Origin of the sequence: Sphingomonas sp. S2-65, from assembly GCF_021513175.1 — a bacterium.
Classification (GTDB): Bacteria; Pseudomonadota; Alphaproteobacteria; order Sphingomonadales; family Sphingomonadaceae; genus Sphingomonas.
On the sequence record NZ_CP090953.1, the window covers coordinates 315,497 to 336,932 of the forward strand.

22 protein-coding genes are annotated in these 21,436 nt (G+C 66.2%); 11 read left to right on the forward strand and 11 right to left on the reverse strand.

The features are described 5' to 3' along the window. Window positions 1-32: 32 nt before the first annotated feature. Entirely contained in the window at window positions 33-185 is a 153-nt protein-coding gene (locus LZ586_RS01635; RefSeq protein ID WP_235077969.1) for a YdcH family protein, read from the reverse strand. Window positions 186-346: 161 nt separating this feature from the next. On the opposite strand from LZ586_RS01635, the gene LZ586_RS01640 reads away from it, so the two are divergent. Next, complete coding sequence (locus LZ586_RS01640) at window positions 347-544, forward strand: YdcH family protein (protein ID WP_235077970.1); 198 nt, start codon at window positions 347-349, stop codon at window positions 542-544. A 71-nt stretch (window positions 545-615) separates the two neighbouring features. Next, window positions 616-1,074: a DUF1465 family protein gene (locus LZ586_RS01645; protein WP_235077971.1), complete on the forward strand. Its 459-nt coding sequence runs from the start codon at window positions 616-618 to the stop codon at window positions 1,072-1,074. An 18-nt stretch (window positions 1,075-1,092) separates the two neighbouring features. On the opposite strand, the gene LZ586_RS01650 is transcribed toward LZ586_RS01645, so the two are convergent. The 3 genes from LZ586_RS01650 to LZ586_RS01660 form a co-directional block, all read right to left on the reverse strand. Next, window positions 1,093-2,034, reverse strand: coding sequence for an NAD(P)H-dependent flavin oxidoreductase (locus LZ586_RS01650; protein ID WP_235077972.1), 942 nt, complete (start codon window positions 2,032-2,034; stop codon window positions 1,093-1,095). Window positions 2,035-2,107: 73 nt separating this feature from the next. Next, on the reverse strand, window positions 2,108-2,632 hold the full coding sequence (locus LZ586_RS01655) for a gamma carbonic anhydrase family protein (protein WP_235077973.1): 525 nt from the start codon (window positions 2,630-2,632) through the stop codon (window positions 2,108-2,110). Window positions 2,633-2,636: 4 nt separating this feature from the next. Then, a complete protein-coding gene (locus LZ586_RS01660) occupies window positions 2,637-2,870 on the reverse strand; it encodes a hypothetical protein (protein WP_235077974.1) in 234 nt (77 codons plus the stop codon). A gap of 184 nt (window positions 2,871-3,054) precedes the next feature. Between LZ586_RS01660 and ndk the strand changes: the two genes are divergently transcribed. Together ndk and LZ586_RS01670 are read left to right on the forward strand one after the other, a co-directional pair. Further along, window positions 3,055-3,477 carry a nucleoside-diphosphate kinase gene (gene ndk, locus LZ586_RS01665; protein ID WP_231030051.1) on the forward strand — a complete coding sequence of 141 codons (423 nt, stop codon included), beginning with the start codon at window positions 3,055-3,057 and terminating at the stop codon, window positions 3,475-3,477. A gap of 106 nt (window positions 3,478-3,583) precedes the next feature. Further along, window positions 3,584-5,206: an NAD(P)/FAD-dependent oxidoreductase gene (locus LZ586_RS01670; RefSeq protein ID WP_235077975.1), complete on the forward strand. Its 1,623-nt coding sequence runs from the start codon at window positions 3,584-3,586 to the stop codon at window positions 5,204-5,206. A gap of 78 nt (window positions 5,207-5,284) precedes the next feature. Here the strand turns inward: LZ586_RS01670 and LZ586_RS01675 are convergent, their stop codons facing one another. From LZ586_RS01675 to LZ586_RS01695, 5 genes are all read right to left on the reverse strand, one after another. Further along, window positions 5,285-6,625 (reverse strand): sensor histidine kinase, encoded by a 1,341-nt coding sequence (locus LZ586_RS01675; RefSeq protein ID WP_235077976.1) that lies wholly within the window; start codon window positions 6,623-6,625, stop codon window positions 5,285-5,287. 32 nt (window positions 6,626-6,657) lie between these two features. Continuing rightward, window positions 6,658-7,377, reverse strand: a complete 720-nt coding sequence (locus LZ586_RS01680; protein WP_235077977.1) for a response regulator — start codon at window positions 7,375-7,377, stop codon at window positions 6,658-6,660. Between the two features lie 69 nt (window positions 7,378-7,446). Further along, window positions 7,447-8,067 (reverse strand): EF-hand domain-containing protein, encoded by a 621-nt coding sequence (locus LZ586_RS01685; RefSeq protein WP_235077978.1) that lies wholly within the window; start codon window positions 8,065-8,067, stop codon window positions 7,447-7,449. Window positions 8,068-8,192: 125 nt separating this feature from the next. Then, window positions 8,193-9,698: a class I adenylate-forming enzyme family protein gene (locus LZ586_RS01690; protein ID WP_235077979.1), complete on the reverse strand. Its 1,506-nt coding sequence runs from the start codon at window positions 9,696-9,698 to the stop codon at window positions 8,193-8,195. 62 nt (window positions 9,699-9,760) lie between these two features. Then, complete coding sequence (locus tag LZ586_RS01695; protein WP_235077980.1) at window positions 9,761-10,459, reverse strand: glutathione binding-like protein; 699 nt, start codon at window positions 10,457-10,459, stop codon at window positions 9,761-9,763. Window positions 10,460-10,740: 281 nt separating this feature from the next. Here LZ586_RS01695 and LZ586_RS01700 point away from each other — a divergent pair, with 281 nt between their 5' ends. Both LZ586_RS01700 and LZ586_RS01705 read left to right on the forward strand, forming a co-directional pair. Continuing rightward, on the forward strand, window positions 10,741-13,491 hold the full coding sequence (locus LZ586_RS01700) for a TonB-dependent receptor (RefSeq protein WP_235077981.1): 2,751 nt from the start codon (window positions 10,741-10,743) through the stop codon (window positions 13,489-13,491). Window positions 13,492-13,622: 131 nt separating this feature from the next. Further along, window positions 13,623-13,931 (forward strand): DUF1488 family protein, encoded by a 309-nt coding sequence (locus LZ586_RS01705; protein WP_235077982.1) that lies wholly within the window; start codon window positions 13,623-13,625, stop codon window positions 13,929-13,931. A gap of 4 nt (window positions 13,932-13,935) precedes the next feature. On the opposite strand, the gene LZ586_RS01710 is transcribed toward LZ586_RS01705, so the two are convergent. After that, window positions 13,936-15,189: a TetR/AcrR family transcriptional regulator gene (locus LZ586_RS01710; protein ID WP_235077983.1), complete on the reverse strand. Its 1,254-nt coding sequence runs from the start codon at window positions 15,187-15,189 to the stop codon at window positions 13,936-13,938. A gap of 138 nt (window positions 15,190-15,327) precedes the next feature. On the opposite strand from LZ586_RS01710, the gene LZ586_RS01715 reads away from it, so the two are divergent. The 5 genes from LZ586_RS01715 (at window position 15,328) to LZ586_RS01735 (ending at window position 20,243) form a co-directional block, all read left to right on the forward strand. Continuing rightward, window positions 15,328-16,563 carry an acyl-CoA dehydrogenase family protein gene (locus LZ586_RS01715; RefSeq protein ID WP_235077984.1) on the forward strand — a complete coding sequence of 412 codons (1,236 nt, stop codon included), beginning with the start codon at window positions 15,328-15,330 and terminating at the stop codon, window positions 16,561-16,563. Next, the gene (locus LZ586_RS01720) at window positions 16,560-17,579 is read left to right on the forward strand and encodes a phosphotransferase family protein (protein WP_235077985.1); all 1,020 of its coding nucleotides are present in this window, start codon (window positions 16,560-16,562) and stop codon (window positions 17,577-17,579) included. Before LZ586_RS01715 ends, LZ586_RS01720 begins: the two co-directional genes overlap by 4 nt. A 35-nt stretch (window positions 17,580-17,614) precedes the next feature. Continuing rightward, window positions 17,615-18,403 carry an SDR family NAD(P)-dependent oxidoreductase gene (locus LZ586_RS01725; RefSeq protein ID WP_413777308.1) on the forward strand — a complete coding sequence of 263 codons (789 nt, stop codon included), beginning with the start codon at window positions 17,615-17,617 and terminating at the stop codon, window positions 18,401-18,403. Window positions 18,404-18,503: 100 nt separating this feature from the next. Continuing rightward, on the forward strand, window positions 18,504-18,947 hold the full coding sequence (locus LZ586_RS01730) for a hypothetical protein (RefSeq protein ID WP_235077987.1): 444 nt from the start codon (window positions 18,504-18,506) through the stop codon (window positions 18,945-18,947). Window positions 18,948-19,169: 222 nt separating this feature from the next. Continuing rightward, window positions 19,170-20,243 carry an energy transducer TonB gene (locus tag LZ586_RS01735; RefSeq protein WP_235077988.1) on the forward strand — a complete coding sequence of 358 codons (1,074 nt, stop codon included), beginning with the start codon at window positions 19,170-19,172 and terminating at the stop codon, window positions 20,241-20,243. Between the two features lie 165 nt (window positions 20,244-20,408). On the opposite strand, the gene LZ586_RS01740 is transcribed toward LZ586_RS01735, so the two are convergent. Further along, window positions 20,409-21,290 carry a manganese catalase family protein gene (locus LZ586_RS01740; protein ID WP_235077989.1) on the reverse strand — a complete coding sequence of 294 codons (882 nt, stop codon included), beginning with the start codon at window positions 21,288-21,290 and terminating at the stop codon, window positions 20,409-20,411. Window positions 21,291-21,436: the final 146 nt, after the last annotated feature.

The following is a 21,436-nucleotide window of genomic DNA, read 5'->3' on the forward strand; positions in this document are numbered from 1 at the left end:
GCACTGACTGCACCCTGGGAGCGCGGCTTCGACTAGCGCGCGATCTCTTCCTTGAGCCGAAGTTTCTCCTTCTTGAGCTGCGCAATCAGGATCTGGTCGGGCATGGGCCGCTGCGACTCGCTGCTGATCTGCTGATCCAGCTTCGTGTGCTTGGCCGAAAGAGCCGACTGATGCGCATTTTGCATGGGAAGTTCTCCTGCTTCAAGGTCGCTGGGGGAATGGATTACATCAGCTTTCGATCCCTTTGTCTCGCTCCGAGAGAGCCGCAATCGACGGCTTGCCGATCTGCCGCGATGGTCCGTTGCGATGCGAAGGCCCTTGGTGCAGGAAGCGGACCGGGGGCGACATGGAAACAGGCGAGATTCACCAGCGACTCGAGGCGCTGCGATACGAGCATCGCGACATGGACGCGGCTATCGGAGCCCTTCTCGCAACCGGAGCTGCCGATCAGTTGCAGATCGCCCGGCTGAAGAAGCGCAAGCTGAAGCTACGCGACGAGATGTCGGTGCTGGAGGATCAGCTGGTTCCGGACATCATTGCATGATGCTCCGCATCGAGACGGCTCCGCGAGATTAAGCATTTTGTTAGGCAAGCGGCTGTGGCATCGAATCGTCGATGACACGGCACAGCGCTTCCCTGATCCATCGCCGGCTGGTCGACTCGCTGTATACCGAGGCGATGCTCCTGGCGGACGAAGCGCGCGGATATTTCGACCTTGTCGGCCGTGGCGAGCGTCAGGAACTCGAGGCGCTGAACCGGGTCGCGTTCTCGTGCGAGTCGCTCAAGGTGACGACGCGGCTCATGCACATCATCGCCTGGTTGCTCACGCAGCGGGCAGTGGAGGCGGGGGAGATCACGCAGCGGGACGCCCTGTCGCCCTCGCGGCGACTGGGCGAAGCACCCGACTCCGATCCCGACACGTTGTCGGTGATGCCCGCGCAGGCGGCGGCGATCATCCGGACGAGCGTGACGCTGTACGGGCGGGTGGCGCGGCTTGACCAGTCGCTGGAGGAGCGGCCTGCAGTCGTCAGTCCCGCACGCACCATGATCCAGCGGCTCGCCGCGTCGTTCTGAGCGCGGCGCAGGGACGGATCAGGCGAGGGCCGCCCGCGCCGCGGCATATTCTGCCTTCAGGCGGTCGATGCGCACGGTTGCAGGTTCGATCGCTGTAACCGCGCCGATACCCTGACCCGATCCCCAAATGTCTTTCCAGGCCTTGGCCCCGCCAAAGTTCATGGCGGTAGGATCGCTTTCCGGAAGATTGTCGGGGTCGAGCCCGGCCGCCTCGATCGAGGCGCGGAGATAGTTGCCGTGCACGCCGGTGAAGAGGTTGGAGTAGACGATGTCACCCGCGCGACCGTCGACGATCCCCTGCTTGTAGGCAGCGATTGCGTTCGCCTCTTCCGTCGCGATGAAGGGGGAGCCGATATAAGCGAGGTCGGCGCCGAGCACCTGCGCGGCGAGGATGGCGCGCCCGGTGGCGATTGCACCCGAGAGGATCAGGGGCCCGTCGAACCAGTCGCGGACCTCCTGGACCAGCGGGAAGGGGTTGAGCCGCCCGGCATGGCCGCCGGCGCCGGTCGCGACCAGGATGAGACCGTCGGCGCCCTTTTCGACTGCCTTGTGCGCGAAGCGATCATCGATCACGTCATGGAGGGTGATGCCGCCCCAGCTGTGTACCGCGTCGTTGAGTTCGGGGCGCGCGCCGAGGGAGGTGATGACGATCGGCACTTTCCACTTGGCGCAGGTAGCGACGTCCTGTTCGAGGCGTTCGTTCGAGCGGTGGACTATCTGGTTGACGGCAAAGGGTGCCGCGGGGGCGTCGGGATGGTCGCGGTCCCAGGCGGCGAGTTCTTCGGTGATGCGGTGAAGCCACTCGTCGAGCTGGCTCTGCGGCCGCGCGTTAAGTGCCGGGAAAGAGCCGACAATTCCGGCCTTGCATTGGGCGATCACCAACTCGGGCACCGAGATGATGAACAGCGGCGAGCCGATGACGGGGAGCCGGAGGCGGTCGAACAGCGGGGGAAGGGCCATGTCGGAGTTCTAGCGCAACCCGAGAGGCTGTCTATCCTGACGCCCCGGACGCTACGGCAGCGCCGCGAGCGTGTCAGCCGACTCGAGTCAAACCGACGGCATATTCGCGTTGTTTGGCGGCATAAAGCGCCGCGCTGGCCCTTAGCAGCGACTTTTGCGCGTCATCGAGCGGGCGAACCGCGCGCGCCGGCGAGCCGACGATCAAGTGGCCGGCCGGGAAGGTCTTGCCTTCGGTGACGAGTGCGCCAGCACCCACGAGGCAGTCGTCGCCGATCACCGCGCGGTTGAGGATCGTCGCGCCCATGCCGATCAGCGTTCGATTGCCGATGGTGCATCCATGCAGGATGGCGTGGTGGCCGACCGTCACGTCTTCGCCGACGGTGCACCGCGCGCCGGGATCCGAGTGCAGCATCGCTCCCTCCTGGATGTTGGAGCGGGCGCCGATCAGGATCGGCGTGTTGTCGGCGCGGATCACCGCACCGAACCAGACGCTGACCAACCCGGCGAGCCGGACGTCGCCGATCAAGTCGGCACTGGGGGCGACCCAGGCGTCTGCGGCCAGCGAGGGCGCCGAGCCGCCGATTTGGTACAGCGGCACGCGCTTAGAAGAGCGGCGCGTCGAAGCCGGGGGGCAGCTGCGGCTGCAGCCCAAGCGCCATCGCCACGGCGACCGCACCGAGCAGCATCGCGAGCGTAGAGGAGAGCGAGAACAGGCCCCATCCGACCATGGTCATCATCTGCGGCGTCGGACGCTGACGGCGCTGGTTGCGCTGCATCGCGGCCACGACGAAGATGCCGAGCGTAGCGTACATAAAGATGAAGAATTCGATCATCATAGCCCTCCCCGGCCTGTCGTCCGCTGGGCTAGCGCGGGAGCGTTAACCCTTCAATGCCGTGAACCTACGGATCGTCCCGTAAGAAGCGGCGTTGATCGCGTTCGCGTGCACCGCTTGCATCGTGAAAGCGTGGCGACTAGAGAGCCGCGACTTTTCCACAATTTGTAGCAGGAGCCGCACGGCCATGGCCGCGACCCGGACCTTTTCGATCATCAAGCCCGACGCCACGCGTCGCAACATCACCGGTGCGGTCACCAAGATGCTCGAGGAGGCCGGTCTGCGCGTCGTCGCTTCCAAGCGCATCCAGATGAGCCGCGAGCAGGCTGAGGGCTTTTACGGCGTTCACCGCGAACGCCCGTTCTTCAACGACCTGGTCGAATTCATGATCTCCGGCCCGGTCGTCGTGCAGGTGCTCGAGGGCGAGAACGCCGTGCAGCGCAACCGCGACATCATGGGCGCCACCAACCCGGCCAACGCCGACGCCGGCACGATCCGCAAGGAACTGGCCGAGTCGATCGAAGCCAATTCGGTGCACGGATCGGACTCGGAAGAGAATGCCGAGATCGAGATCAACTTCTTCTTCAAGCCCGAAGAGATCGTCGGCTGACGATCGCTTCCTTGCGGTGAAGCTGAAAGGCCGGGGCTTTGCCTCGGCCTTTCTCTTTTGGGCCGCGGCCCCTACTTCAAGCGCTTCCTCCACTCCGAGTAGTTTCATGCTTCGCCTGTCCGGACTTGCCCTGCCGCTCGACCACGCGCCCGAGGCGATCCCGGCTGCGATCGCCAAGCGGCTCGGCGTCGAACCGGAAGCGGTACGCGAGTATCGCGTGTTCAAGCGCGGCAACGATGCGCGGCGGAAGAACGCGATCCAGCTGGTCTATACGCTCGATGTGACGCTCGCCGACGAGGCCGCGGTGCTCGAGCGGCTGGCGAACGACAAGGACGTGCGGGCCACGCCGGATATGGCGTACCGTTTCGTCGCGCAGGCGCCGCAGGGCTGGAGCGGACCGCGGCCGGTGGTGATCGGGGCGGGGCCGTGCGGTTTGTTCGCCGGGTTGATCCTGGCGCAAATGGGCTTTCGCCCGATCATCCTGGACCGCGGCAAGATCGTTCGCGAGCGAACCAAGGACACTTGGGGACTTTGGCGCAAATCCGAGCTTAATCCGGACTCCAACGTGCAGTTCGGTGAGGGCGGGGCGGGGACCTTTTCCGACGGCAAGCTCTATTGCCGGGTCAAGGACCCGCGCTTCCTGGGCCGCAAGGTGCTTGAGGAGTTCGTCACGGCCGGTGCGCCCGACGACATCCTGTGGGAAGCGCATCCGCATATCGGGACCTTTCGCCTGGTCACGATGGTCGAGAGCATGCGGCGCACGATCGAAGCGCTGGGCGGCGAGTATCGCTGGCAGACGCGCGTCGATGATCTGGCGCTGGATCGGCTTGCGGATGGGCGGCAGAAGCTGCGCGGCCTGCATTTGCACGACGGCAGCTTCCTGGAAGCCGATCATGTCGTTTTGGCGGTGGGCCATAGCGCCCGGCCGACGTTCGAGATGCTGCATCAGCGCGGTGTGCATATCGAGGCCAAGCCGTTCTCGATCGGGGTTCGGATCGAGCATCCGCAGAGCTGGGTGGATCAGGCGCGCTTCGGAAAATGCGCGAAGCACCCCGATTTGGGTGCTGCGGCCTACAGCCTGGCGCATCACTGTGAGAATGGACGCACCGTCTACAGCTTCTGCATGTGCCCAGGCGGGCGGGTGGTAGCGGCGACGTCGGAGGAAGGGCGCGTGGTCACCAACGGCATGAGCCAATATTCACGTGCCGAGTTCAACGCGAATTCGGGACTGGTGGTCGGGATCGATCCGGCACGCGATTATCCGGAAGGGCCGCTGGCCGGCATCGACTTGCAGCGGCATTGGGAGTCGCTTGCCTTCGTTGCGGGGGGATCGAACTATCATGCGCCCGCGCAGACGGTCGGCGATTTCCTCGCGGGGCGGCCTTCGACTGCGCTGGGCGAGGTTGTTCCTTCCTACAAGCCTGGAGTCACGCCGACCGACCTGTCCACCTGCCTGCCCGAATTCGTGCTGGAGTCGTTCCGCGAGGCACTGCCGGCGTTCGGTCGGCAGATCGCGCGTTACGACCACCCCGAAGCGGTAATGACAGGGGTGGAAACGCGGACATCGTCCCCGATCCGGATCACGCGCGGCGCCGACTTCCAGAGCCTGAACGTCGAACGGCTGTTCCCGGCCGGAGAAGGTGCCGGCTATGCCGGCGGCATCCTCTCGGCGGCGATAGACGGGATCAAAGTGGCCGAGGCCGTGGCGAAGAGCATCACCGCGGCCTGACCGCCTGCAAGGCCGACCGTTATCGGCCCCAGGCGCGCTATTTCACCCTTCCACAACAGCAGCGACGACGTTGTCCAACTATCCCGTGGTGCGCGGCAGGGTGATCGTCGCGAGCAGTCCTCCGCCCTCGCGGTTGGCGAGGGTGATCGTTCCGCCGGCATCGCTGACGATGGCGTTGGCGAGCGCGAGGCCGAGGCCGATCCCGCCCGTGTCGCGGTTGCGGGACGTCTCGAGGCGCGTGAATGGGGCGAACACCGCGGCGAGCTTGTCGTCGGGGATGCCGGGGCCGCGATCGGCGACTTCGATGCGGACCTGCTCGGATGCCGGCACCAGCCGGACCTCGGCACCGCCGGCATATTTGACGGCGTTCTCGATCAGGTTGCGGACGGCGCGCCGCATCAACGCGGAACGGAGATGCATGCGCAGCCGCGGCGCCTCCTCGAACTGCACATCGTGATCCAGGTCGCGAAAGTCCTCTACCACCGCGTCGATCAGCGCTGAGAGGTCGACATCGGTGGGCGGCTCGCTGGGGCGGCCGAGGCGCGCGAGCGACAGGATATCTTCCAGCGTGCGGTTCATCTCGTCGATCGTGTCGGCCATGCGGTTGCGGTCGTCGTCGTCCTCTACCGACTCGATCCGTACGCGTAGCGCCGCCAGCGGCGTGCGCAGGTCGTGGCCGATCGCACCGAGCATCCGGTCTTTCTCGTCGAGCATCGCCGTCACGCGGCGGCTGAGATGATTATAGGCGCCGATCACCGCGCGGACGTCGCTGGGGCCGCTTTCCTCGAGAGGGGGGTCGCCGTTGCCCGGACGGAAGCTGCGCGCGGCGAGCGCGAGGGTGCGTAGCGGGCGAGCGATGCGGCGGCCGGCGAGCAGCAGCGGGATCAGGACGACGATGTAGAGGATCAGCGTCTGGCCGGCGAGCTGCCAGATGAGTCCGCGCTCCATCCGGGGCCAGCCCGATCGTAGCGACAGCCAGCGGTGGCCCGGCAGCTCGACGGCGACGCGCAATTCGCCGCCGGCGCGGCGCAGGCGCTCCGCGCGGTTGGCCGGCATGCCGGGAAGCGGGTGATCCGGCCCGATACGTTCGGTGGTGACGACCACCTGGAGCGGGCGGATGCCGGCGTCCTGAAGGCTTTGGCGGAAATCTGCCTCAAGGTCGCTGCGCCGTTCGCCCCCGGGGATCGGATTGGCTGCTGACACCTGGACGCGCGAGCCGCCTTGCGGAGCATCGCCGTCGTGCCGGCCGCGCGGCCGCTCGGGCTGTGCCGGGTTGGCCAGGCGCTCGCTGGTGTCGACCAGCCGCGTCACGGCGGGGACGATGACCTGACCGTAGCGGAAGGCACGACGCTCCCGCAGCAGCATGGCGAAGTTGATCGCCTGGGCGACGAACAGCGCCAGCGCGACGAGCAGCGCCATCTGGCCCGCCAGACTCTTGGGGAGCAGGCGCCTCAAAGGCGGGTAACTTCGGCGGCAAGCGTGTAGCCGCCGCCCCAGACGGTCTTGATGATCGTCGGGTTCTTGGCGTCCGGCTCGATCTTCTTGCGCAGGCGGCTAACCTGGTTGTCGATCGCGCGGTCGAACGCCGCGGCCTCGCGGCCTTGGGTGAGATCGAGTAGCTGGTCGCGAGTGAGCACCTGGCGCGGCCGGGTGACGAGCGCGTGGAGCAGGCTGTACTCGCCGGTCGACAGCGGCACGGATACGCCTTCGCGGTCCACCAGCGTCCGCTCGCCGGCCTTCAGCACCCAGCCGGCGAATGCGAAGCTGCCCGCTTCCGGCGCATGCTGCTTGGTGCCGCCGGCCTGGATGCGGCGAAGCACGACTTTGATCCGAGCGGCGAGTTCGCGCGGGCTGAACGGCTTCACCACATAATCGTCGGCGCCCATCTCCAGTCCGACGATGCGGTCGGTCTCCTCCGCCCGGGCGGTGAGCAGGATGACCGGCGTGTCGCTGGTCTCGCGGATATGGCGGCAGAGCGACAATCCGTCCTCGCCCGGCATCATGATGTCGAGCACCACCAAGTCGATCGCATAGGCCGTCATGCGCGCCCGGGCACCCTCGGCGTCGCCAGCCTGAGTCACGCGGAAGCCCTGCTTCGTCAGATATTGGGCAAGGGGTTCCCGGATCGAGCGCTCGTCGTCGACGAGGAGGAGATGCGGCATTTCGGACATGATGTCACCGTAACAACTCACTGAGTGAAGGGAAGTGCCGGGGCGCTGCAGCAGCGGCCCGGCACGCGCTTAGCGGGGGGCCGGAGCGGGAACACCGTGATGGCGTCCGTGGCCGCGCATCGCCTTGTGCTTGGCGTGTGCCGCCTCGCGTTCGGCCTTGTCGATCCTGCCGTCGTGGTTGGAGTCGATCCGATCAAAGCGGGCGGTGGCGATCGTCCGTGCTTCGGCCAGGCTGACCGAGCCGTTGCCGTCGGTGTCGGCGCGTGGCTTCATTCCTCGGCCGTCGGGCGAGCCGCCGGCGGAGCGCTTTGCCTGCCACACCTGACGCGCCGCCTGGCGTTCGGCGTCCGACAGCGTGCCGTCCTTGTCAGCATCGAAGCGGTCGAGCATCCGCTGGTGGAAGCCGGCACGCTTGGCGTCGTCGGCGCCGCCGCGCTTGTACGTGCCGCCGTGGTGGCGTTTGGTGGCGCGATGCTCCTCGCGGCTGAGCTGGCCGTCCTTGTTGGTGTCGAGCTTGGCGAAGCGCGCGTCCGCGGCGGCGAGCGCCTCCTGACGAGTGAGGATGCCGTCATGGTTCGCATCGGCCTGCATCATCGGTCCGCCGCGTCCGGGGGCCTGCTGAACCGCGGCATAAGCGGGGCTGCCGAGCAGCGTCGCGCCGAGCAGGGTGGCAAGGATGGCCTTCTTCATGGTCGCGGAACTCCTGTGCACGATCCGCGGGAGGCTTTCCGCGGTTGATGCACTTCTGGACCCGGCGTGTCGCAAGCCTTTGTCGGACACGGCACGAAACTGTCGCAACTTGTCGCGGTGCGACCCTAGGCGGTGAAGTGGCCGCGTAGCGCGCGCTTCAGGATCTTGCCGAGGGCGTTGCGCGGTATGTCGGCGATCGGATGCAGTCGGGACAGGCGCTGGGTCTTGCCGAGCCGGGCGTTGCACCAGGCGAGGAGCTCGTCCGGGTCCGCGGCGCCGACGAAGAACCCGGCCGGCGTTTCGCCCCAGCGCTCGGACGGTACGCCGATGACGGCGCAGTCCTCGACTTGCGGATGCTGGACCAGCACGGCCTCGAGATCGGACGGGAAGACGTTGAAGCCGCCCGAGATGATCAGGTCCTTCTTGCGGTCGACCAGCGTCAGAAAGCCGTCTTCATCGAAGCGGCCGAGATCGCCGTGGCGGATGAACGGGCGGCCTTCCGCATCGTGCCAGAAGGCGGCGGCGCCCACCTCCTCCCGGCCGTGATAGCCGGTCATCATCGCCGCGGATCGGCCGACCACTTCGCCGATGTCGCCGGGCGGCAATTCGCGTCCTTCGTCGTCGATGATGCGGATGTCGTGTCCCGGCAGCGGCGTGCCGACGGTGTGGAGCTTGGCGGGGTGGGCGTTGCAGACCAGGATGGTGGTGCCGCCGCCTTCGCTCATCCCGTAATATTCGACGAGCAGTCCCGGCCAGCGCGCGAGGATGTCTGCCTTCAGCGTGGCGGGGCAGGGCGCGCTCGAACAGGTCTTGAGCCGGAAGCTCGACAGGTCGAAGCGGTCGAAATCGGGGAGTGCCAGGATCCTCTGGTATTGCACGGGCACGAGCATGGCGACGGTGGCGCGGTGGCGCTCGGCCTGGACGAGGAACTCGCGCGCATCGAACCTGGGCATCAGCACCACCGTGCCGCCCCAGCCAAGCGTTGGCAGGAAGCTGACCAGGGTGGTGTTCGAATAGAGCGGCGTCGCCACCAGCGTGACGGCGCTGTCGAAGCCGGCGGGGGCGCGGGCGATGTGGAACCAGCGCATCGCATGCGGCTGGACGATGCCCTTGGGCGTGCCGGTGGTGCCCGAGGAATAGATGATGTTGAACGGGTGCTCGGGCCCCACGGGCACCGGGAGCGGCTGGGCATCCTTGGGCGCGAGCCAGGCATCGAGCGCGTCGAGACGGAGGGTGCGCGCCGGCAGCGGCAGCGTGGCGAACTCCGCGTCCACGAAGGCGATCGGCGCGGCGCAGTCGCGCACCATCGCCGCAAGCTGATCGGGAGTGGCCGAGGTCGCGAGCGGTGCGGGGACGCAGCCTGCCCGGAGCGCGCCGAGGAAGATCAGCCCGAATGCGACTGAATTGCTGCCGAGGATGACGACCGCAGTGCCCGCGCCGAGACCGTCGCGCTGGAGTGCCGCCGCGACGCGGTCGACCCCCCGGTCCAGCGCGGCATAGCTCAGGCGCTCGTCGCCGCAGACAATGGCCGGCTTATCGGGGCGCTCGCGCCCGTGCGCCCGGATAAGATCTGCCACGTTCGCGAAGTCGCTGCCGAGCAGAACCTCGGCCGCTGATGTCGTTTGCCCCATGCGCTCCCGCTAAGCGAGCCCGGTGGCGATTGCCAGAGGGCTCGCAAGGGTTGGCGGCGTCGTCAGGCCTTTGTGGCGGCGGTCTGCCCGAACAGGATCTTCTTTTGCGCGTCGGTCATCGGCGAATTGGAGGGGCGGATTTCCTCGCCCTTGGCATAGGCGCGGACGGTTGCGGGGCGCGCCTTGATCGCCTGGAACCAGCGCTTGATGTTGGGGAAGTCGTCGAGGTTCTGCTTGTGCGCTTCGTGGGGCACGATCCAGGGATAGCAGGCCATGTCGGCGATCGAATAGTCGCCGGCGATGAACTCGCGGCCTTCCAGCCGCCGGTCGAGCACTCCGTACAGCCGGTTGGTCTCGTTGGTGTAGCGGTCGATGGCGTAGGCGATCTTCTCGGGCGCGTAGATGTTGAAGTGGCCGTTCTGGCCCGCCATCGGCCCGAGGCCACCCATCTGCCACATCAGCCATTGCAGCTGATCGACCTTGGCGCGCTCGTCCGGGCCGAAGAAGCGGCCGGTCTTGTTGGCGAGATAGATCAGGATCGCGCCGCTTTCGAAAACGGTGATCGGATCGCCGCCATCCTGCGGCGTGCGGTCGATGATAGCGGGCATGCGGTTGTTGGGCGAGAATGCAAGGAACGCCGGGTCGAACTGCTCGCCGGTGCCGATGTTCACCGGCTTGAGCTTATAGTTGAGCCCCGCTTCTTCGAGAAAGAGAGTGATCTTGTGGCCATTGGGAGTGGGCCAGTAATAAAGCTCGATCATCGCAACGGTCTCCGGCGTCGTGGAAGGCCGGACATAGGTAGCGGCGATCGTTGCGCAATCGTGATGCGCGAACTTCCTCTGCGCGGCGGACCCGCGTGCCGACGGGCGAGCAACATTTCGAAATAAAGGTTCTGTGGCCCGATCGTGGGGATTGGCTTGGCGATGCGCGCGCCACTCTGGGCCGGAGCGCTTGTTTCGCTTGACGACGATCCCTCAACATAGTGTTATTCGAGGGTAGGGTATGGAACCGGCAAGTGTTCCAGCCAACAGGGAGAGGAAAGATGATGCGGCTACGCCTTTTGTCGGCCTGCGCAGTGTCGGCCATGATCATGGCTTCGGCAGCGCCGGCTTATGCCCAGGACAGCAGCGACGTTCAGACCGCGGGTACCGATCCGCTCGAGCAGGCCGCAGTTTCCTCTCAAGGCGATGACGGGGACAATGAAGAGATAGTGGTCACCGCGCAGGGGCGTGTCCAGGCCCTGTCCGACGTCCCGCTGGCTGTGTCAGCGGTCACGTCGGAGCAATTGGAGCGGACGGGGGCGACCGACATCCGCCAGCTGAACCAGGTGGCGCCCTCGCTGCTCGTTTCCTCCACCGGGAACGAGGCCAATGCCTCGGCGCGTATCCGCGGCGTCGGCACCGTAGGCGACAATCCGGGGCTCGAAAGCTCGGTCGCGACCTTTATCGACGGCGTGTACCGCTCGCGTACCGGCCTTGGGCTCAACGATTTGGGGGAAATCGAGCGAGTCGAGATCCTGCGCGGCCCGCAGGGCACGCTGTTCGGGCGCAATGCATCGGCCGGGCTGCTGAACATTGTCACCAAGGGGCCGTCCTTCACCTTTGGCGGGATGGCGGAGGCGACCTATGGCAATTACGACTTCTGGCGTTTCCAGGGCGCGGTGACCGGTCCGCTGACCGACCAGCTCGCATTCCGCCTGGACGGCCTCTACGCCAAGCGCGACGGCTATCTGAAGGATGTGAATACCGGCGACCGCTTCAACGACCGCGACCGTTATCTGGTCCGCGGGCAGCTGCTGTTCGAGCCGAGTTCCGATCTGTCAGTCCGGCTGATCGCCGATTACAGCCACCGCAAGGAGGATTGCTGTGCAGCCGTGTTCGCGACCGCGGACGTAGCGCCGGCCAACCAGGGGCTGATCACCCCGACAAGTTCGGTCGCGCGGGTGCTGACCGGCATCACCGGCACGACCTTCGCCCAGTATTTCCCGGCGGCGAACGACGCCTATTCGCGCCGTGTCGCGGTGTCGCCCAACCGCAGCTATGGAGGCGAAACCGAGGATTATGGCTTTTCCGGCGAGATCAACTGGAAGCTGGGCGGCGCTTCGCTGACGTCGATCACCGCCTATCGCAAGTACAGCGCGTATCAGGCGTCGGACGCGGATTACGGGCTGGCCGACATACTCTATTTCGGGCCGGATACCGGCCGCGAATTCCGGACGTTCTCGCAGGAGCTCCGGCTGCAAGGCAACGCATTCGGAGACAGACTGGATTGGCTGGTCGGCGGCTATTACGCGAACGAAAAGCTGCAAACGCGGCAGGAGCTGAAGTTCGGCAACGATTATGGCCGCTTCGCCAGCTGCCGGATCGCCTTGTCGGCGCTCGGGGCGATCTCACCCACCAATGTCGGCTGCCTCAGCCCGGCCACGGTGGCGGGGTTGAACTCGGGGCTCTCTCCGCTTGGTCCGCTCGGACCCGTGGCGGTGGCAGGGCTGCGGCTGCTCGATACGGTGCGCGACGTCGGTGACGACACCGCCAACTTCAATCAGACCAGCGAGAACTTCGCGTTCTTCACGCACAACATCGTGCATCTCACCGATCGCCTCGACCTGACTCTTGGGCTGCGCTACACCAACGAAACCAAGACGCTTGGTGCGGACTTCAACAACACCAATACGGTGTGCCCCACCGCGCAGCGTACTTTGCTGCCCTATCTTGCTGCGTCGCAAGCGTTGATCGGCGGGATCATCTCGCTGGCGTGCCAGGGCGGATCCTCTTCGGGGGTGAATGGCCTGACGCTGGACGACCAGCGCAAGGAGGACCGGTTCACCGGCACGGCGATCCTGTCGTACAAGCCGACCGACGACCTGCTACTCTACGGCAGCTATTCGCGCGGCTACAAGGCAGGCGGCTTCAACCTGGATCGGTCGGCGTTCCGCAATCCGGTGGCGACCCAGCCATTCCCGATTTTCCCAGCCACGCCGGCCAATGCCGACTTCTATGAAGACGTGCTGCAGTTCGACGAAGAGACGGTCAATGCGTATGAACTGGGGATCAAGTTCACCCGGCCGCACTTCAACATCAACATCGCCGCGTTCCGGCAGGAATTCAGCAATTTCCAGCTGAACACGTTCAACGGCACTGTCTACATCGTCCAGAACATCAACGGGTGCAGCGACGATCTGGGCGGGCTGGACCGCGACCTGAGCCCGGCCACCGGAAGCTGCGCGGGCGACATCAAGCCGGGGGTGATTTCCAAGGGAATCGAAGTGGAGTTCGGCATGTCGCCGTCGCGCGACCTGCGCACGAACTTCGGCGTGACCTATGCCGATACCCGCTTTGCCGACAATCTGGTGGGCAGCAAGACCGGCGCTCCGCTCGATCCGCAGCTTCGGCTGTTGCCGGGCGACCAGATGTCCAACGCGCCGGAATGGGTGGTGACCAGTTCGGTCGCCTGGACACCTTCGCTTGGCGGCAGCATGCGCGGCCTGGCCTATGTCGATGCGCGGATGACCAGCGACTACAACACCGGCTCCGACCTGTTTCCGCAGAAGGAGCAGGATGGCTTCGTAATCGTCAACGGACGCATCGGCATCAGCGGCGATAACCAGCTCTGGTCGATCGAGCTGTGGGGGCAGAACCTGCTGAACACCAACTATATGCAGGTCGGTTTCAGCTCGCCCTTCCAGGCGGTGAGCACCACGCCGACGCCGGGCTATCCTGGGGGATCGCAGATCTTTTCCGCCTATCTGTCCGAACCGCGCACCTATGGCGTGACGTTGCGCTCGCGGTTCTGAACCGTCGTCCCAATTCCGCATGACGAGGGCCCGCGGCGGGAGCCGCGGGCTTTTCGCCTTCGAGGAACATCCGGGGGTGTTGCTGCGATTATCAAGCCGAAGCGCACCACGCGCAGAGGGAGACGCAGCATATGGCCGAGGACCGGGTCACGATCGACACCAATACCCTGCTGGACAATATCGACGACCGGCAGGTCGACTTCGCCGGCGAGGCCAGTGGCGAACGCTATGACTTCGCGGTCCAGTATGACGTGCTGGAGGCGTTGAGCGCGCGCATCCCATCGGGTGACGCGATCGCCATTTTTCAGCAGTTCACCAACGACATCGAGCATGCGGCAGCACGGGCGCTGGCGCGGTACAACGACACCGGCCGCGTCATCGTCAGCGGGAACGACCTCGAGCAGCCCTGGCCCGCCGAGCGGCCGCACCAGCAGAACTGAGCGATCAGGCGCTCAACAGGCGATCGTCGAACAGGCCGAACATCAGAGTCGAGGCGTAGAAGGCGACCGCCTTCGGCCTCGGCATGGTGCTCGCCCATTTGCGCATGTCGAAGGCGGCATTCTGGAGTGCCATCAATGCCTGGCTGGCGACGAGCGGATCGATCGGGCGGATCGATCCCTCGGCAATGCCGTCCGACAGCATGCCGGCGAAGCGCCGGGCGATGCGGTTCGACCGGTCGATCATCGTCGTTTGCGCCTCGGGTGGAAGCCCCGACAGGGCAGTGGTGCGCAGCAGCGGACCCCGTTCCGAAAACTGATAGTCGAGCAACGTGGTGATCGCGCTTTCGAGGCGTTCCCACTGATTGCCGGCGCGGCTCTCGGCCAGACGCTGCGTCTCGACGATGATGTCGAAGCTGCGCTGGTAGCAGGCGACGACGAGCTCATCCTTGGCATCGAGATGGTGGTAGAAGCTGCCCTTGGTGACGTTGAGCTCCGAGGCGATGCGCTGGACCGAGGCGCCGCGATAGCCGAGTTCGTTGATCAGCCGCGTGGCGGCGAGCAGGAAGGCTTCGCGGCCGGGCTCGGGCTCCTGGTGGACCAGGTCGAGGAGCTGCGGCTCCCAGGGCTGGCCGGGCGCGGCGATGCCATGGCGGAACACTTCCATCAGGCGCGCCTCGACGCGCGGATACTCGTCGAGCTCGTAGCGGTCGATCCAGGCGGGAAGCCAGAAGGTGTTCTCCAGAAGTACGTGGGCGCGGGCGCCGAACAGGTCGGTCTCGGCGCGGTTGCGTCCGGCACCCCAGATGCTGCGCGCCTTGCGGAAGATGTTGCGCCAGCCCGTAAGCAGCCGGCTCTTCAGCGGCTCCTCCATCGCGCGAAGGTCCGAGAGGATGGCGAACGCCTTCTCCTCGCCGCGCCCGATCCGCGCGAGCCGTTCCATGTTGATGTTCAAATACCGGGCGACACGCGCTTGCGGCGTCGGTGCCTCCAGCGCGGCATCGAGCATGGCGTCGAGCCGGGCGAGCGTGTGCTCGAACGCCGCGGCGGCAAGGTCTTCCTTGCGCTTGAAATAATAGGTTACCGAGGTCGTGTTGAGGCCCACGCGTCGCGCGACGTCGGCAAAGGTCATGCCCTTGGCGCTTTGTTCGTTGATCGCGTCCGCGGCGGCGGCCAGAATGGCATCGCGCCGGGCCCGGAAACGTCTTGTGCCGGTTGCTTCCCCGAGCGTCTCCGGCCCGACAGTTTCTGGTGCGCTCATCGCGGGTCAGCTTAGCCGGTTTGCGGCCGCGCCAAAGCCTTTTTTGAACTTCCCGTACTGCCGATTTGCGCGGCGCTGGCCCTTTACCGAATATCCGGTACGCTTTAGTCCAAAGGCAAAGAAGCAGGAGAGGTGGCCGTGGACTTCACGTTGAGCGCGCGCGAGACGATGTTCCGCGATCGGGTCCGGGCGTTCGTCGACACCGAGATCCGGCCGCGCGATCCCGAGTATCGGAGCCAGGCCGCACAAGGCGCGCGGTGGAAGGTCATCCCGGTGATCGAGGAAGTGAAGGCGCTCGCCAAGGCCGCCGGGCTGTGGAACCTGTTCATGCCGCCGCGGTCGGGTCATGCGCATGTCGAGGAGAGCTTCGCGTTCGAGGGAACGCAGCTGACCAATCTGGAATACGCGCTGTGTGCCGAGGAAATGGGGCGGATCGGCTGGGCATCCGAATGCTTCAACTGCTCGGCCCCCGACACCGGCAACATGGAAGTGCTGCACCGCTATGGCAGCTTGGCGCAGAAGGATGCCTGGCTGAAGCCGCTGATGACGGGGGACATACGCTCGGCCTTTCTGATGACCGAGCCTTCGGTGGCGTCGTCCGACGCGACCAACATCGAGACGTCGATGGTCCGCGACGGCGATCATTATGTGATCAACGGCCGCAAATGGTGGTCTTCCGGGGTGGGCGATCCACGGTGCGCGATCGCCATCGTGATGGGCAAGACCGATCCGGATGCGGGGCGCCACGTCCAGCAGAGCATGATCCTGGTGCCGCTCGACACGCCCGGCGTTCGGATCGAGCGGATGCTGCCGGTGTTCGGCTACGACCATGCGCCGCACGGCCATGGCGAGGTGGTGCTCGAGGACGTGCGGGTGCCGGTGGAGAATGTGCTGCTGGGCGAGGGCCGCGGGTTCGAGATCGCGCAGGGGCGGCTGGGGCCGGGGCGGATCCACCATTGCATGCGCACGATCGGGGTGGCCGAGGAGGCGATCGCGGCGATGGCCAGGCGGCTGGTCGGACGCGTGGCGTTCGGCAAGCGGATCGCCGACCATTCGGTGTGGGAGGAGCGGATCGCGCGGGCGCGGATCGACATCGAGATGACGCGGCTGTTGTGCCTGAAGGCGGCCGACATGATGGACCGGGCCGGGAACAAGGCGGCGCATCTCGAGATATCGATGATCAAGGTCCAGGCTCCGGCGATGGCGCTCAGGATCCTGGACGATGCCATCCAGGCGCATGGCGGGGCGGGCGTGTCGGACGATTTCGATCTTGCGAGCGCGTGGGCGAACGTTCGGACGCTCCGGCTGGCTGACGGGCCGGACGAAGTGCACAATCGGACAATCGCGCGGCACGAGTTCGGCAGTCATTCATGAGCGACCTGGACGAAGCGCGGCTCGAGGAATGGCTGCGCGCCAATCTGGCGCCGTTGAGTATCTCTGCGACGCCGATGACGAAGTTTCCCGGGGGGCAAAGCAACCCGACCTATTTGTTGGAGAATGCCGGTAAGCCACTGGTATTGCGCAGAAAGCCGTTTGGTCCGATCTTGTCGAGCGCCCATGCCGTCGAGCGCGAGTACCGGTTGATCGCGGCGCTGCATCCCACCGGCTTCCCGGTGCCGCGCCCCTATGCGCTATGCGAGGATGCCGAGGTGATCGGCGCGCCCTTCTACGTGATGGAAATGGTGCAGGGGCGGACCTTCTGGGACGGGACGCTGCCCGGCATGGCTCCCGCAGAGCGGACCGGTGTCTACCATGCGATCGTCGACACACTCGCGGCGCTGCACGCGGTCGATCCCGACACCGTGGGCCTGGGGAATTATGGCAAGCCGGGCAATTACTTCGCGCGCCAGGTCGAGCGCTGGACCAGACAGTATCAGGCGAGCCGGACGGACGATCTGCCCGAGGTCGAGCGGCTGATCGAATGGCTGCCGCGTACCGTGCCGGCGCAGACGCGGACGAGCATCGTTCATGGCGATTTCCGCATCGACAACCTCATCTTCGCCGAGAACGGGCCGGAAATCCGCGCGGTGCTCGACTGGGAATTGTCGACGCTGGGCGATCCGCTTGCCGATTTCTCCTACTTCCTGATGAGCTGGGTGACCGAGCCGGAAGGACGCTCGGGCGTGAAGGGGCTGACGGGGCCGGAGACGGGCATCCCGGCGATGGAGGCAGTGGTCGAGCGCTATTGCGCGGCGACGGGGCGTGACGGGGTGCCGGACCTGAACTGGTATTTCGCCTATAATCTGTTCCGGCTGACCGGCATCGTCCAGGGGATCAAGAAGCGGATGCTGGACGGAAACGCGTCGAGCGCGCAGGCGGCGGCGACGGTGGAGCGATTGCCTGGGCTGGCCAAGGCGGCCTGGGAATTTGCCGAACGGGCAGGGGCCTGAAGCCTCTTGTATCAATGGCTTGGACGGGGAAGTTGATGCGGTTCGATAACAAGGTGGTGATCGTCACCGGGGCCGCATCGGGGATCGGCCGAGCGTCGGCGCAGATGTTCGCCGAGGCGGGGGCAAAGGTGGTGGCGTGCGACCTTTCCGAGGCCGTGCACGCGAGCGTGGCTGCGATGGGCGGCGAGGCGGTGGCGCTGCGCATGGACGCGGGCGACGAGGCCGATGTGGAACGCGCGGTGGCGCTGGCATGCGAGCGGTTCGGCGGCGTGGACATATTCCATGCCAATGCCGGCATTACCGGCGGCGCGTCGGGCATCTTCGAGACGAGCGCGGAAGTGTGGGCCGAAGTGCTACGAGTAAACCTGATCGGTCCCGCGCTGGCGATCAAGCATGCCGCGCCCAAGATCGCCGAGCGGGGTGGCGGCGCGATCCTGTGCACCGCTAGCGTGGCGGGGCTGCGGTCGGGGGCGGGGGGCGCCGCCTATTCGGCGTCCAAGGCGGGGGTGATCAGCCTGGTGCAAACCGCGGCGCAGCAGCTGTCGACATCGAACGTGCGAGTGAACGCAATCTGCCCTGGCTTGATCGAGACCGGGATGACCCAGCGCGCGTTCGACCATGCCCGCGAGACGGGCAAACAGGGCAGGCTGGGCCGGCTGAACCCGCTGAGGCGGGCGGGCGAGCCCGAGGAAGTCGCGCGGGTGGCGCTGTTCCTTGCCTCGGACGGCGCGAGTTACGTCAACGGACAGGCGTGGGTGGTCGATGGCGGCCTTTCGTCGAGCCATCCGGTGACCCGGCAGGAGTATGGCAAGCCAGCCTTTTGACGCGCTAGCGTCGAGAGGCGGAGCCCGGAAGCTCGGTGTCGATTCCGCTCAATCCACTAAGGGTTTTTCCGGGTACCTCCTCTCCCAAAGGGGCAGGGGCATGATTCGCGTTTGGCATGTGGCGATGGCTGTGGGCGGGCTGGCGATGGGAGGCGGCAGCATCGCGTCGGAAGCGCAGTGGTGGCGCCCGGTGATGCCCGCGGTCAGGATCGATGTCGCGGAAGCAGGCGTGCCGACGCCGACGCTGGTGCTCATCTATGGTGAGGGCCGCGAGCTGTACGGCCCCGGAGTAGCCGGCGATCAGATCACGTCGTGCCAGACGCTGGCCGGCACCTGCAACGCGGTGGCGGGGCACAGCGCGTTGCATCTGGCGGGATCAAGCCGACAGAGCCTGCAGGTTCGCTGGCTGAACGGCGATGGCCGTCCGGTGATAAGCGGCGTCACCTGGCAAGGGTCCGTCTATCCTACCCAGGTGGACCTGCGCTGCGACCTGGCCGCGTCCGATCCGCGCAAGGCCTGCGCGCTTGTGCGCGTGCATGCCTGACACTGACGCGGCAGTGTCACGTAGCCGCGCGATCCTGCGGTGGCGCCTCCCAGGGTAGTACACCCATCTCCTGAGTCGGCGCTTGTAACGGCATTTCGCCAGTTCGGCGCGACTTGTCGGTAGATCTTGCCCCAACAAGAATGAGGATCGCGAATGAAAGCGCTTTGGCGGATCGTGTGCACGGTAGGCGGAGCTATTGGTACCGCCGCAGGAGCACAGCACTTGCCTCCAGCGCCGCCCGCTCCGCCCTGGACAGCGCCGGTCGGACACCTGGTCGACTTCGTTCCGGGACAAGCCGTATGCGGCGGAAGCCCCGCGGTGCCGGTCCACGCCGAACAGCCTTTCCCAGCCTATGCCTTGGGGGTGCCAGGTCTGAAGCCGGTGCCCGCAACGGTGACGTTCGATATCGATGCCGATGGACGCCCCGTGCGCGTTGCCAGGGAAGCGTCGCCGCCGGCACCGCCTTATCTTTATTACCCCAGCCAGGATCTGGTGCCGGCATTCACCGCCTGGCGCTTCGCCGCCGGGCAGCCCCGGAATGGCTGCCGGATCCGGTTCGAGGCCCTGGCGGCAGTGGCGACCGAAGCGCCCGTGGCATTGATCCGCCGTTATTACGTCGCGCCGCATCAGCGCGAGGGGGACGAGGCGGCCATGTTCCGCAGGATACATCCAGTGGATAGCGATTGCATCGAAGGCGGTGTGCCAAAGATACGGGTGCGCGCATATCCCGCGTTCGAGCACATCCCGCAGGCGCCGGGCACCTGGTCGTACAGCATGACGGCGTTCGACATCGACCGTTCGGGCAAGCCGGTGCATGTGCGGCTGGCGGAATCGGCGGGAAATCCGGCACTCGACCGTGCGTCGATAGCGGCCATCGCACGATCGCGGTTCGCGCCCGAGGCTCGGCACGGCTGTACCTACCCATATTACCGCCGCTCGACCGAACCCCTGGCCGCGCCGACCATGCCGGACAAGGCGCGCTTCGTTCCGGCGAGCGCACGGTGCCCGGATGGCGATACCGGCTGGACGTTCATGCCGCCGCTCAGCTTCCCCGCCGGGTTCGAACGGCGGCGCATCGAGGGCTGGGCGATCATCGGCTACGATGTCGCCCCCTGGGGTTCCACCGGCAACGTCCGAGTGCTGGCGGCAGAACCCGCCGCGGCGTTCGGCGAGCAGGCGGAGCGGATCGTCGGGGCGTCGCGGCAGGCGGCGTCGCCGGAGGGGCGGACAGGATGCGTGGATGTGGTGCGGTTCATCATGCCGGAGGGCAGCGCAGCGGTGGCCGAGGGCTTGTGACGCCGTTCCTCTTGCGAGTTCCCGCACCTTTTCGAAATGCCGTTGACCGGGATCGCGCATAGCTGGCGGTGGAACGGCGGCAAGGGCGCGGGTTGCGCGCCTGCAGGCCCAAAACGAGTGAGGAGCGTGGAGCGGCGGTGGGTGCCGCCGCTCCGGGGTTGCTGCTCAGGGGATCTGCTGGGCCGGCTTGGGGCCGATCTGTTCGTTCTGCGCCGCGCTGTCGGGGCGTGCCGGCCCGAGGACGGGTTCCTCGCCCATCGGCTCGGCCTGGAACACGCTGAACTCGCCCTTGCCGTCGATGCTCGGGCCTTCGGTATAGCGGCCGGCGGGATAGGTGCCGTCGACCGAAGTCGAGAAGAACTGATAGGCGTGCTCGTTGGTCTGCTTCTCTTCGGGGAAGCTGTTGGGGATGGGCAACGCGCCCTTCTCGCCGCCAAGTTCCTCGATCACTGCGAGCCACTGGTTCTGGTGCATGGCGTCGCGGGCGATCAGGAAGGCGAGCATGTCCTTCATGCCGGCGTCGGCAGTGGCGTTGTAGAGGCGCGCGGCAAGGACGCGGCCGGTGCTTTCCGCGGCGACGTTGCAGTACATGTCGGCCGCCAGGTTACCGCTGGCGTAGATGTGCGACATGTCGAAAGGAACGCCGTCGGAATCGGACGGGTGCGCGGACATGCCGGTCGACAGCAGATGCTTGTGGATCATGCCTTCGAGCACATGGCGAGGGGCTTCGCCGCCGCCCATGACGGCCCCGACGATCGCGTCGGTGGCGCCTTGCTCCTGGGCCTCCGTAGGGGCGGTTTCGAGGTTGAGCGCCACGGCGGTAGCAAGCATCTCGATATGGCCGAGTTCCTCGGTGGCGGTGTGGAGGAGCAAGTCGCGATATTTGTTGCTGGGCCCGCGGGCGCCATAGGCCTGGAACATGTACTGCATGCAGACGCGGATCTCACCTTCGACGCCGCCGATCGCCTGTTGCAGCATGCGGGCGAACAAGGGATCGGGCTTTTCGACGGTTACGGTACGTTGCAGCCGGCGGTCATGATAGAACATGCGCTTCCTCCTGTGACGAATGCCATGACGCACGCGGTGGCGCGTCATCATGCCAACAGGAGGGGTGATCGGGAGTTTATTGCCGAGGCGTTCCGACCGAGCACGAATCCGACGAGGCGAGTGGATCGGAGGCCAAGCGGAAATCG